This is a genomic window from Burkholderia sp. Bp9012, from assembly GCF_003853825.1.
Taxonomy (GTDB): Bacteria; Pseudomonadota; Gammaproteobacteria; order Burkholderiales; family Burkholderiaceae; genus Burkholderia; species Burkholderia diffusa.
Map to the genome: position 1 here is coordinate 320,947 of NZ_QTQA01000003.1, position 12,400 is coordinate 333,346.

Annotated in this window: 10 protein-coding genes; 2 read left to right on the plus strand and 8 right to left on the minus strand. The window is 66.6% G+C overall.

Going from position 1 to position 12,400, the window contains the following annotated elements; translation table 11 throughout:
• Positions 1-109: 109 nt before the first annotated feature.
• Both choX and betC read right to left on the minus strand, forming a co-directional pair.
• Positions 110-1,078 (minus strand): choline ABC transporter substrate-binding protein, encoded by a 969-nt coding sequence (gene choX / locus DIE11_RS05665; protein WP_124622124.1) that lies wholly within the window; start codon positions 1,076-1,078, stop codon positions 110-112.
• A gap of 45 nt (positions 1,079-1,123) precedes the next feature.
• A complete protein-coding gene (gene betC, locus DIE11_RS05670; RefSeq protein WP_124622126.1) occupies positions 1,124-2,659 on the minus strand; it encodes a choline-sulfatase in 1,536 nt (511 codons plus the stop codon).
• Between the two features lie 202 nt (positions 2,660-2,861).
• Between betC and DIE11_RS05680 the strand changes: the two genes are divergently transcribed.
• Both DIE11_RS05680 and purU read left to right on the plus strand, forming a co-directional pair.
• Complete coding sequence (locus tag DIE11_RS05680; protein ID WP_124622127.1) at positions 2,862-3,788, plus strand: choline sulfate utilization transcriptional regulator; 927 nt, start codon at positions 2,862-2,864, stop codon at positions 3,786-3,788.
• A gap of 262 nt (positions 3,789-4,050) precedes the next feature.
• Positions 4,051-4,938 (plus strand): formyltetrahydrofolate deformylase, encoded by an 888-nt coding sequence (purU, locus tag DIE11_RS05685; protein ID WP_059600242.1) that lies wholly within the window; start codon positions 4,051-4,053, stop codon positions 4,936-4,938.
• 150 nt (positions 4,939-5,088) lie between these two features.
• Here the strand turns inward: purU and DIE11_RS05690 are convergent, their stop codons facing one another.
• From DIE11_RS05690 to DIE11_RS05715, 6 genes are all read right to left on the minus strand, one after another.
• On the minus strand, positions 5,089-6,744 hold the full coding sequence (locus tag DIE11_RS05690) for an APC family permease (RefSeq protein WP_124622129.1): 1,656 nt from the start codon (positions 6,742-6,744) through the stop codon (positions 5,089-5,091).
• Positions 6,745-6,969: 225 nt separating this feature from the next.
• Positions 6,970-7,833, minus strand: coding sequence for a glycine betaine ABC transporter substrate-binding protein (locus DIE11_RS05695; RefSeq protein ID WP_059692033.1), 864 nt, complete (start codon positions 7,831-7,833; stop codon positions 6,970-6,972).
• Between the two features lie 138 nt (positions 7,834-7,971).
• Positions 7,972-9,120, minus strand: coding sequence for a hybrid-cluster NAD(P)-dependent oxidoreductase (locus DIE11_RS05700; RefSeq protein ID WP_059600245.1), 1,149 nt, complete (start codon positions 9,118-9,120; stop codon positions 7,972-7,974).
• Positions 9,121-9,150: 30 nt separating this feature from the next.
• Complete coding sequence (locus DIE11_RS05705; RefSeq protein ID WP_124622131.1) at positions 9,151-10,392, minus strand: aromatic ring-hydroxylating dioxygenase subunit alpha; 1,242 nt, start codon at positions 10,390-10,392, stop codon at positions 9,151-9,153.
• A gap of 52 nt (positions 10,393-10,444) precedes the next feature.
• The gene (locus DIE11_RS05710; RefSeq protein ID WP_124622133.1) at positions 10,445-11,230 is read right to left on the minus strand and encodes an electron transfer flavoprotein subunit beta/FixA family protein; all 786 of its coding nucleotides are present in this window, start codon (positions 11,228-11,230) and stop codon (positions 10,445-10,447) included.
• A complete protein-coding gene (locus tag DIE11_RS05715; protein ID WP_124622135.1) occupies positions 11,227-12,396 on the minus strand; it encodes an electron transfer flavoprotein subunit alpha/FixB family protein in 1,170 nt (389 codons plus the stop codon). Before DIE11_RS05715 ends, DIE11_RS05710 begins: the two co-directional genes overlap by 4 nt.
• Between the last annotated feature and the right edge of the window lie 4 nt (positions 12,397-12,400).

Here is a 12,400-nt window from a genome sequence, read left to right on the forward strand (position 1 = left end):
CCATATTTCAGGCCACCAGTCTGAAGGCGACACCAAATGGTCTTGATGCGACTGGTCGGGAAAACACCGAGACGGGCGGCACGGCAAAAACCGGCCGCCCGGAGGCAGGTCAGCGGGCGTCGAGCGCCGCGCGCACGGCCGGCAGGGCCGGCGTGCCGGATGCGGTCGTCACGCCGTCCAGCCAGCCCTCGACGAGCGCCGGGTCGGCCTTCAGCACATGCTGCGCCGCGAGCGCGGGCGACGTTTTGTGGTCGAGCATGTCCGCGATCATGCGGTTCTCGACGTCCACGGAAAACGTCATCTGCCGGAACAGCCGCGCCAGGTTCGCGCACTGGCCGGCAAAGCCCGGGCGCGTCACCGTGTTGACGGTCGCACCGCCATAGTTCGGGCCGAAATACGCGTCGCCGCCCGACAGGTAGGTCAAGTGGAACTTCGTGTTCATCAGGTGCGGCTCCCACGCGAGAAAGACGATCCAGCGCTTGTCCCGCACCGCGCGCTCGACCTGCGTGAGCATCCCCGTCTCGCTCGATTCGACGAGCGACCAGTTCGCGGACCCGAGCGCATGATCGGACAGCATCCGCTTGATGTTCTGGTTCGCGGGCGCGCCGGGCTCGATCCCGTAGATCTTGTCGCCGAAGCGGTCCGCGTAGCGCGCGAGATCGGCGAACGTGTGCACGCCAGCCGCCGCGACGTAGTCGGGCACGGCCAGCGTGAACTTCGCGCCGCTCAGGTTCGCGTGCAACACGTCGATCGACTTCTCGTCGACGAACGGCTTCACGAGCGGCGCCTGCGCGGGCATCCAGTTGCCGAGGAACACGTCGACCTGCCCTTTCTTCAAGCCCTGGTATGTGATCGGCACCGACAGGTTCGCGACGTCCTGCCGGTAGCCGAGCGCCTTCAGCACGACGCCGGCCATCGCGTTCGTCGCGTCGATGTCGGTCCAGCCGGGCGCCGCCATCTTCACGTCGCGACACGTCTGCGGATCGGCGGCGTGTGCGGACTGCATCGCCACCACGCACGCGGCCGCGGCCAGCGCCGTGCCGAGCCTCCGGATTGCTGCATTGCATTGCCGTTTCATGATTCGCTTCCTCCGTCGTTCGTCAATGACCGCGATGCAGTACGTTCAGCGCCCGACGCGCGGAAAGCGCGCCATCGCTTCGAGCGTGTCGAGTTCGATGTGATTGCGCATGTAGCGCTGGCTCGCGTCGGTGAACGGCTGCCAGTCCCATGCCTGGATGCGGCCCTGCGTCGTCGCCGCGTAATGGAACCGGCGCCGCCGCTGGCTCGCGCGCACCTGGGCGTCGAGTTCCGGCAGGTTCCAGCGCCGCGCCGCCTCCGCACGGAATGCGGCGAGCACGTCGGCAGCTTCGGGCAGACCGGCCAGATTCGTACGCTCGCGCGGATCGTCGGCGAGGTTGTAGAGCTGGTCTGGGTCGGCCGGGCAATGCACGTACTTCCAGTCGCCGCGGCGGATCATCACGACCGGCGCGACCGCCCCTTCCGCGAGGTATTCGCCCAGCGCGACGTCGTGCGCGCTCGCGCCCCGCAGATGCGGCACGAGGCTCGCGCCGTCGATCGCGTCGGGCCAGCCGCCGGCCGGCGCCGCGCCAGCCAGGTCGACGAGCGTCGGCAGCAGGTCGACGTGCGATACCGGTCCGCGCACGCGCGCGGCGTCGAAGCGGCCCGGCGCGTGAACGATCAACGGCACGCGGCAGCCGCCCTCGAAGAACGTCATCTTGTACCAGAGTCCGCGCTCGCCGAGCATGTCGCCGTGGTCGGACGTGACGATCACGATCGTGTCGTCTGCGAACCCGCATTGGTCGAGCGCGGCCAGCACGCTGCCGAACTGCGCGTCGACGTAGGACGTCGCGCCATAGTACGCGCGGCGCGCGGCGCGGATCTGCGCGTCGGTCGGCGGCGTGCGGTCGTTTTCGCAGACGAAGCGCAGCCGCTGCGAATGCGGATCGCTCTCGGCCGCATCGAGCCGCACGGCCGGCATGTCGATCTCCTCATCGCTGTACAGATCCCAGTATTCGCGCGTGATCGCGTACGGATCGTGCGGATGCGTCAGCGAGACGACCATGCAGAACGGCCGCTCGTCATGCCGGGCCGCACGCTCGCGCGCGACGTCATAGAGCTTCTGCTTCGCCGCGAACGTGACTTCGTCGTCGAAGTCGAGCTGGTTCGTGCGCACGCACGGGCCGGCCTCGAGCACCGAGCTCATGTTGTGATACCAGCTCGGCCGCTCGGTCGGGCGGTCCCAGTCGGGCACCCAGCCGAAGTCGGCGGGATAGATGTCGGTCGTCAGCCGCTCCTCGAAGCCGTGCAGCTGGTCGGGGCCGCAGAAATGCATTTTGCCGGACAGCATCGTGCGGTAGCCGCCCGCGCGCAGGTAGTGCGCGAAGGTCAGCGTTTGCGCCGGCAGTTCGGCGGCGTTATCGTAGGCGCCAATACCCGACGGCAGCTTGCCAGTCAGCAGGGAGAAGCGCGATGGCGCGCACAGCGGGCTCGCGCAATACGCGGCATCGAACACCACGCCTTGCGAGGCCAGCCGGTCGAGCGTCGGCGTGCGTGCGACGCGATTGCCGTAGGCCGGCAACGCGAACGGCGTCAACTGGTCGGCCATCAGGATCAGGATGTTGGGAGTCGGGTTCGTCATCGGCGGTCGTGGGGAAATCGGTGTTCGAACGGAACGGTGCGACGCCTGGGCAGCGGCGCAGCCAGCATGACGGACGCAGCGTGAAGAAAGTGCCGCGCGCACCGGCCGCGACTGGCTAGAATCGCGGAAGGATCGGCACGGTGCCGTGCCGTCCGAAGCACTATCCCCCGCCCGAATTCGCGCGGGAAGGCGTCCGGCCCTTATGAGGCCATTAGAGAGACTTATGTCGAAATCCGAACCGTTACCGTCGATGCAGGCGCTGCGCGCGTTCGAATCGGCCGCCCGTCTCCAGAGCTTCACGGCCGCCGCGCGCGAGCTCGGCTCGACGCAGCCGGCCGTGAGCCAGCAGGTGTTCCAGCTCGAGGCGGAACTCGGCGTGCCGCTGTTCGAGCGCAGCCCGCGCGGCGTCACGCTGACGAGCGACGGCCAGTGCCTGTACGAAGCCGTGCGGGTGAGCCTCGACACGCTGCGCGGCGCCACCGCGACGCTGCGTGCGCGCCGCGAGCATGGCGCACTCACGATCGTCACGGATTTCGGTTTCGCGACCTACTGGCTGATGCCGCGCCTCGCGGGCCTGAAACGCGTGATGCCGGACGTCGACGTGCGGGTCGTCACGTCACAGGACTTCGACGCGCAGCGCGACCACGCCGACATCGCGATCCTGTTCGGCGATGGCCACTGGCCGTCGTGCACGGCCGCGCGGCTCTTTCCGGAATCCGTCACCCCGGTCTGCTCGCCCGCGTTCCGCGCCGCGCACCCGCACGTCGCCCGGCCCGACCACCTGCATGCGCTCCCGCTGCTGCACGTGCAGCCGACGCGCCCCGAACGCTGGCTGTCGTGGGCCGGCTGGTTCGACGCGCACGGCCAGGACGCGCCGGCCGCCGCGCGCGGCGTGACCTTCAACAGCTATGCGCTCGTGATCCATGCTGCGCTGCTCGGCGAGGGTGTCGCGCTCGGCTGGTCGCCGCTCGTCGACGAGCTCGTCGCGTCCGGGCAGCTCGTGAAGCTCGTCGACGCGCCCGTCGTCACGTCGCGCGGCTACTTCCTCGTGCGTCCACCGCAGCGCCCCGAGCCGGACGCGACCCACGTGTTCCGGCGCTGGCTGCTGGATGCGTGCGCACCTGCCTGAACGATCGTCCGGCCGGCCGGAGGATATGCGCCCGACGCCGGCCGTACCGGCTGCGCCCCGCCGCCCAACGCCCGCCGGCGAGCCCGCACATGAAGCGCCGCCCCCGCCCGGCCGCGCTGGCGCGCCGATACCAGCCACACGGCGGGTTGGTTCTATCCGCGCCGAAAACGTCCTGATTTACTTGAGTCTCCCGCTACCCGCGTAGCCTGGCGCCCCGGTGCGCCGCCGCGCGGGTTCGCGCCCCATGACTCCGAGGAATTTCATGACCGCCGACTCACGCCCCGATCAATTCGTCCTGACGCTGTCGTGCCCGAGCGCTGCCGGCCAGGTCGCCGCCGTCGTCGGCTTTCTCGAGCGCCATCGCTGCTACGTCGATGCGCTGAACGTGTTCGACGACGATCTCAGCAACCACTTCTTCGTGCGCTGCGTGTTTCATCCGACGGATGAGACGCTACAGATCGACGCGTTGCGCCAGGAGTTCGGGCCGATCGCGACCGGGCTCGCCGGCGGCGGTGAAGGCGACACGCAATGGGCGATCCACGACGTGAACGCGCGCCCGAAAGTGCTGATCATGGTGTCGAAGCTCGAGCATTGCCTCGCGGACCTGCTGTTCCGCTGGCGGATGGGCGAGCTGAAGATGGACATCGTCGGCATCGTGTCGAACCATCCGGATTTCGAGCCGCTCGCCGCGCAGCACGGGCTGCCGTTCCGCCACTTCCCGATCACGGCCGACACCAAGGCGCAGCAGGAAGCGCAGTGGCTCGACTTCTTCGAATCGAGCGGTGCCGAACTCGTGATCCTCGCGCGCTACATGCAGGTGCTGTCGCAGGAAACCAGCGCGAAGCTCGCGAACCGCGCAATCAACATCCATCACTCGTTCCTGCCCGGCTTCAAGGGCGCGAAGCCGTATCACCAGGCGCATGCACGCGGCGTGAAGCTGATCGGCGCGACCGCGCACTTCGTGACCGACGATCTCGACGAAGGTCCGATCATCGAGCAGGTGGTCGAACGCGTCGATCACGCATTGCGTCCCGAGCAACTGCTCGCGGTCGGCCGCGACGTCGAATGCATCACGCTTGCACGCGCGGTGAAGGCGTTCATCGAGCGCCGCGTGTTCCTGAACGGCGACCGGACGGTGGTGTTTCCGTAAGCACATATATTCGGCGCGCAGCCAACAAAAAACCCGACCGGCAGCAACAACCGGTCGGGTTTTTTATCGCCTGACGTTCGACGCTTCGCGCGACGGCTCCGGGTGCGGTGTCCGGATTCGTCACGCGCCGCGCGTGCCGTGGTCAGGTGCTCACTTCACCCACGCGAAGTGGTACGACAGCCAGATCGTGAGGCCCGCGCCTACCAGCGCCGCATACGGCATCAGGTTCAGCCACATCGCGCGCTTCGGCACCTCGAGTTCCATGTCGCGCTGCATCTGCGCGGGGAACCGGCCGCGATCCTGCCAGTAGTGGCGATAGAGAAACACCGGCACGATCAGCAGCATCGCGATCAGCCCGTTGCGCAGCGTGCCTTCGCCCTGCAGGTTCGCACCCGTGCCGACATAGACGAGGTTCGCGTAGCCGCAGATCGAACCGGCGACGAGCAGCCAGGTCGGGCAGCGGAACGGCCGATCCCAGTCGCCGCGATCCATCCGGTGGATCCAGCCGGACTGAAGGTTCAGGAATACGAACAGCATGTAGCAGACGTTCGAGATCGACAGCACCGTCATGTAGTCCGACATCATCAGCAACACGAGGTTGAAGCCAAGATCGGTCCACATCGCCCGCGTGGGCGAGCCGTGCTCGTTCACGTGCGACAGATACTTCGGCAGCCAGCCGTCGACCGATGCCTGGTACAGCGTGCGCGACGAGCCCATCATCGACGTCATCACGATCAGCAGGATCGACAGCATCAGCATCACAACGACCGCATTCGCGACCCATGCGCCGCCGCCGACGATCTTCGCCATCGCGGCCGCGACGCCGGTGCCGTCGCCGATCGACGGATCGAGCATCGCCTGCGTGCCGAGTGCGCCCTGGAACGCCATCGGCACGAGCGTCATCACGACGAGACACAGCGCGCCCGACCAGAAGATCGCTTTCGCGGTGTCGCGACGCGGATCACGGAATTCACGCGTATAGCAGACGGCCGTCTCGAAGCCGTACGACGCCCAGCCGGCCATGAACATCGCGCCGAGCGCCATCGTGACGCCCTGCCCGTTCCACGACCCGAAGGTCGCGGTCGTGAGGTTGCCTTGCGCATCATGACCGAGCGGCAGCAGCGGGAGCAGGTTCGACATCGGCACGTCGCCGGTGACGAACGGCACGATGCCGACGATCAAGAGCGGCGTGAGCGACGCGATGCCGAGGATGCGCTGCGTGCGTGCCGCCTTCGACGCGCCGCTGTGCTGCAGTTTGAACGTGATGAGAAGCAGAATCGTCGCGATGATGAATGTCGCGTTGATTCGAAGGGAAAGACCCGGCTTGATGAACCCGAGGTCCGCAACCTTGAGCTGCCAGTGCAGCACCGCCGCATCGGCGGGAAAGAGACTCGTGAGCGCATAGCTCGCCGCGAGGCCGCAGCCGAGCGCGAGCATCGGCGACCACGCGAGCCAGTTGCACCACACGGAAACCGGGGCAATCAGCTTGCTGTATCGAACCCAGCCGATCGCGCCATACACCGACGCGCCGCCCGATTTATGGGGAAATAGCCCCGATATTTCCGCATAAGTCGCGCTTTGAATCAGCCCCATCGTGATCGCGGCGATCCAGATCGCCCACGCGGGCTGGCCGATCGTCGCGCATACGCCGCCGATCGTGAACAGCACGCCTGCCGGCACGCCGCTCGTTACCCAGAATGCGTCTTTCCAAGTCAGGCCACGGTGCAGCGTGTGGCCCGTCGAATCATGTGAGATGGTTGCCTCAACACCACTGGTGCGATTAGCACGCAGTCCTGCCTGATTCATCCAATTCCTCCTCTCGATCAGCGTGAGCGCTTCAGCGCTTACTCCGGTCCGATGCAAAGCAGATGATTCCGCACAAGGGCGCTAGTGTAACAACTTACGCGCATTTTTGCAGAATCGGAAATAGAAAACCGGGATATGGCCGCATGAATTCACGATTATTTCGGATTCCTGCTGACCACTCCCGGCGTGTTCTTTTATGATTTCGCGCGACGAATCGCCGCGGTCTTACTGTGCGCCTTCAGTCCACGAATTCACGCGGTCCGCATGCGCCGCAATCCATGCATCGGCGGCCGCTTCCGGCTTCGAGCCGTTCTGGATCGCGAGCATCACGCTGTCGATCTCGCCCGGCTTCCACTGGAACTTCTTCAGGAACGCGACGACCGGCTTGGCCTTCGTTTCGAGCTGCGGGTTCACGACGCTGTCGACGTGCTCCGCGCCGCCGAACACCTTCTTCGGATCCTCGAGGAAGCGCAGCTTCCACTTCGCGAACATCCAGTGCGGCGCCCAGCCGGTCACGATCACCGGCTTGTTCGCGCCGACGGAGCGCGACAGCTCGGCCGTCATCGCGCTGCCCGAGCTCGGCATCAGCGTGTAGTTCAGGCCGTAGCTCTTGATCGCTTCGTCGGTCTTGCGCATCACGCCCGCGCCCGCGTCGATGCCGACGATCCGGCCGCCGAAGCTGCTTTTCTCGGCATTCAGGTCGTCAATGCTCTTCGCCTTCACGTAGTCGGGGACGATCAGGCCGATCTTCGCGTCGGGGAAGTTCGCGCCGAGATCGACAACCTTCGCCTTGTATTCGCCCCAGTAGGAACCGTGCGTGACGGGCAGCCACGCGGACAGCGTCGCGTCGAGGTCGCCGCGTGCCACGCCCTGCCACATGATCCCGGCAGCGACCGGTACGAGCTGGACCTGGTAGCCGAGCTTCTTCTCGATCACGCGAGCCGCGACGTTCGACGTCGCGACGCTGTCGTCCCAGCCCTCGACGTAGCCGATCTTCAGCGTGGGCTTCGTATCGGCGAGCGCCGACGCGCTCAGTGCCACCATCGCCGACAGTGCGCCGGTCCACAACAGTTTTCCGAACAACTTCATGGTCGATCTCCTTGAAATGCGCACCGTGCGCGTTGTCTCTCTAGGTTCTTCAACCACAATTCCGCGGTATCGTTGTTTTCCGACGGATGCTTGTCCGGGCGCGACGCGACGCCCCCGGACATGCAATGGCTTTTTTGACTATTTGTCGATCACAAGATCCGACAGCGGCTTGCTGCAGCACAGCAGCACCATCCCCTGATCGATCTCGCGCTGGCGGATGCCGCCGTTGTGCTTCATCTCGACCTGCCCCGACACGAGCTTCACCTTGCAGGTGCCGCACATGCCCTGCGTGCACGACGCCGGCAGCCGCACGCCCGACTGGCGCGCCGCGTCGAGCACGTGCTGCTCGGAGCCGCACGAAATCTCGCGGTTGCTCTTCGCGAAGCTGACCGTGTACTGCTTCGTCGCGACATCGGCGCCGTCGGCGGCCGGCACGAGTTCGGCGAGCACGTCGTCGCTCGCGGTCTGCGCGAGCGTTTCGAACGAGAAGCTTTCCTCGTGATACTGCTTGCGATCGAAGCCGGCTTCGTCGAGCAGGTCGCGCACGGCCTTCATGTATGGCGCGGGGCCGCACGTGAAGATCTCGCGCTCCATGAAGTCCGGTGCGATCAGTTTCAGCAGCGGCAGCGTCAGGAAGCCCGTGACGCCCGGCCAGTTGGTGCGTGCACCGACACGCTCGACGACGAACGACGTGCGGAAATTCGTATGGTTCGACGCGATCAGATCGAGTTCGCGCGCGAAGATGATGTCGTCCGGCGTGCGTGCGCTGTGCACGAACAGGATGTCGCGATCCTCTGCAAGATCATGGTGCGCGCGGCTCATCGACATCAGCGGCGTGACGCCCGAACCGGCCGACAGGAACAAATACTTGCGCGCCGGATGCCGCGCGCACGTGAATTCGCCGGCCGGGCCGAGCACACGCACCGACGCGCCCGGCTGCAGGTTGTCGTGCAGCCAGTTCGACACCTTGCCGCCCGGCACGCGCTTGACCGTGATCGAGATCGTGTGCGGCCGCGCCGGCGACGACGAGATCGTGTAGCACCGGTTGATCGTCTCGCCTTCGATGTCGAGCTCGAGCGTGATGAACTGCCCGGGCTCGAACGAGAACGCACGGCCCTGCGGCGAACGGAAGAAGAAGCTCTTCACGTCGTGGGTTTCCTGCCGCACGTGGCAGCACACCAGCGTTTCCTCGACGTCGCTCGTCCAGCGCTCCGGGAGCGCGTTCCAGAACGCCGGGTGTGTAACCCGGCTGTCCGCCGGCTCGAAATTGGCCGCATCTCGCATCATGTGTAACTCCGCTTGCTGTTCCGCTGACTACTACGCGCCGGTCTTTTCGGCGAGCCGGCCGATGTACCAGGCCGAGAATTTTTCGACGAGACCTTCCGTGTACGGCGAATACGGGCCCGGCTCGTACGCGCTGCTGGTCGCGCCGCGCTGCGAGAACTCGACGAGCGCGCGATCCTGGTCGTTGGTCGCGTTCCACACGGCCGTCAGGTTCTTCACGTCGTAGTCGATGCCTTCCTTCGCGTCCTTGTGCACGAGCCACTTGGTACGCACGAGCGTCTTGCCGGCCGACAGCGGAATCACCGAGAACGTCACGATGTGATCGCTCATGAAGTGGTGCCACGAGTTCGGCTGCGTCCAGAACGACAGGCCACCGAGGTCTGCCTGTTCGAACTTGCCGAGCAGCTTCTTCGACGCGACCTTCGCGTCGAGCGTTTGCGATTCGCCGCTACGGTCGAGCGGCAGGCGCTGCGTGCGGAAGCCCGTCACGTCGAGCAGCTTTTCGATTTCGGCGGACGGCAGGCCCATCTCGGCCCACTCCTTGCCACGGCGCACGCAGGTTTCCGCGAATGCGTCCATGCCTTCGGCGTTCGCGTCGGAGCGCTGGTAGCCGAAGCCGTATTCGTACAGCGAGATCGTCAGCTCGGGATGGTTCGCGACGCAGTGATAGCACTCGCGGTTGTTCTCCATCGTGAGCTTCCAGTTGCCTTCCTCGATGATGTCGATCTGTGCGGCGATCTTCGTGCTCGGCAGATCGTGCGGCAGCAGATACGGCTCCATCTGGGCGCGCAGCTGCGCGAAATCGACCGGCGGCTCCTCGGCGAGGCAGATGAAGATCAGCCCCGCGAGGTTCTGCACGTGCACCGACTTCAGGCTGTGCTTGCAGCGATCGAACTGCTCGCCCATGTGCTCGGCGAACATCAGCTGGCCCGTCAGGTTGTAGGTCCAGCTGTGGTACGGGCACACGATGTTGCCGACCGAGCCTTTATCCTCGTTGCACAGGCGCGCGCCGCGGTGGCGGCACACGTTGTGGAACGCGCGGATTTCCATGTCGTCGTCGCGCACGATCAGGATCGAGTCGCTGCCCAGTTCCACGGTCAGGTAGTCGCCCGGCTCGGGAATGTCCGGTTCGACCGCAACCTGGATCCAGTGCTGGCGGAAAATCGCCTCCATGTCGAGGGCGAAGATTTCCTCGCTCGTATAGAACGGCGCTTCGAGGCTGTAACCTTCCTTGCGTCGCTCGATCAGTGCACGAATGTCTGCCGATACTTTCATCGTTTGCTCCGGATTCCTTGCGTCCCAGTGTGGTTGCCGACAGGCATCAAAATCAGTAGTCGATGAGCTGATGCTCGCGCAAATACGCGAGGATCACTTGTGCTTTTTCGACTGAACTCCCTTCATTTACGACGTTGCCGCCGCGGCTTTCGGTCGTCGTCGCCGACAGCATCCGGGCATGCCCGGAGCGCTTCTCGGCGGCGACCAGCTTTACGGGTTTACGCTCGATCGGGCCAACCTTCCACGCGCTGGCATCTGCATCCGCGCCGGTCGACGTCAGCGCCGGGCGGATCGCCCCGGCCCGCAGCCGCGCATACGCGTAGCGCGGCGCCACGTTGGCGAGCGGATGGACCGCGACGACGGCAGGCAGCGCCGCGTCGACGCGCCGCCGCAACCCTTTCGGCAAGAATTGCCGGACCGCCGCGCGGCCGCCGTCGATCGTCACGTCGACGGCCGCGCCGACGAGCGGATAGCCGAGCGTCGCGGCGACGCGATACGGCAGCATCCCGGTGTCGTACGCGCCCTCGGCGCGGGTGCCGGTCAGCACGAGGTCGTAGCCTTCGACGCGCGCGGCGAGCGCATGCGCGGCATCGTCGCCGTCGTGGCAGGCCAGCACCTCGACCTGCCGCGCACCGAGCGCGAGGTATTCAGCAAGCGCTTCATTAGCGGGGTCTCCCGCATGGAGCACGTCGAGCTGCGCGCGATGCCGCTCCGCGAGCTGACGGCCGACCTCGAGCGCGGCCGCGTCGTTGCGGCTGTAGCGCGCGGTGCCGCTGACCGGGTGCCGGCCCACGGAGACGAGCACCGCGATGCGTTGCAACTGGCGGGGGGCGTTCATGCTGCGACTCCTTCGGATTCACGGGCGCCGACCGCGGTCGGCGATTGTCCGCGCGACGCGCGCGCGGCCTGCACCTGTTCGATCAGCGCGGCGATCGTCGCCTGCGCGTCGCCCACCACCGTCAGGTTCGCGCGCTTGGCGATCGGCGCGCTGCCGTCGAGGTTGACCGCGATCACGTGGCGGCAGTCCTTGATCCCCTGCAAGTGCTGCACCGCGCCCGAGATGCCGAACGCGATGTACACGCTGGCCTCGACCGTCTTGCCGGTCGCGCCCACCTGCTTGTCGCGCGTGAAGTGACCGTTGTCGACCGCGACGCGGCTCGCGCCGATCGCCGCGCCGAACGCGCCGGCGAGCCGCTCGAACGCGCCGATGTCGGACACGCCGTTGCCGGCCGACACGATGAAGTCAGCTTCCTCCAGCGCGACCTGCGCCGCGTCGATTTCCTCGAGGCCGAGATCGCGGTACGGTTGCGCCGCGTCGCCGGCCGGGCGGATGAAGTCGGCGGCCAGGCGCTCGCCGGCACCGACGAACGGCAGTTTTGCTTCGACTGCGTTCTGCGCAAGCAGGATCACGTCGGGCAAGCCGCGCGTCGCGAACGCACGGCCGGCCTGCGCATACGCGCCGACGTGCTTCGCGTCGATCTCGACCACGTGGGTCGCGACGCTCGCGCCGGCAGCCGCCGCGTAACGCCGGCCCAGATCGCCGTCGCCGGTCGCGTTGTCGGGCACGAACACGTGCCTCGGCGCGAGCGCCGCGGCGCAGGCCTGCAACGCTTGCAATTCGCTTTCGGGCGCAAAGGCGCGACGGTCGAAGTCGGCCAGCTCGATCAGCTTGTCGACGCCGAGCTCCGCTGCGTCATCCTTCAGTTCGCCGAACGCCAGCAGCGCGACTTCCGTCTGCGCGTCGGCGAGCACCGCGGCGGCGGCGACCGCCTGCCGCGCATGGTCGTCGAGCGCGCCGCGCTCGGTGTGCGCCACCACCAGCATCACGTGCTTCGGGTCCTGCACCGCGCGGCGCGGCTTCGCGGCCGCGGCGCCGTGACCGTGCGCGGACCACTGCGTGGCGCTCGCGTCGGCGCTGCCTTCCTCGCCCAGCGTGATGCGCTTCAGGCCCGCGGCCGTGATGATGAACGGCCGGCGCGGATCGATTCGTTTGATCGTGTTCATCGAT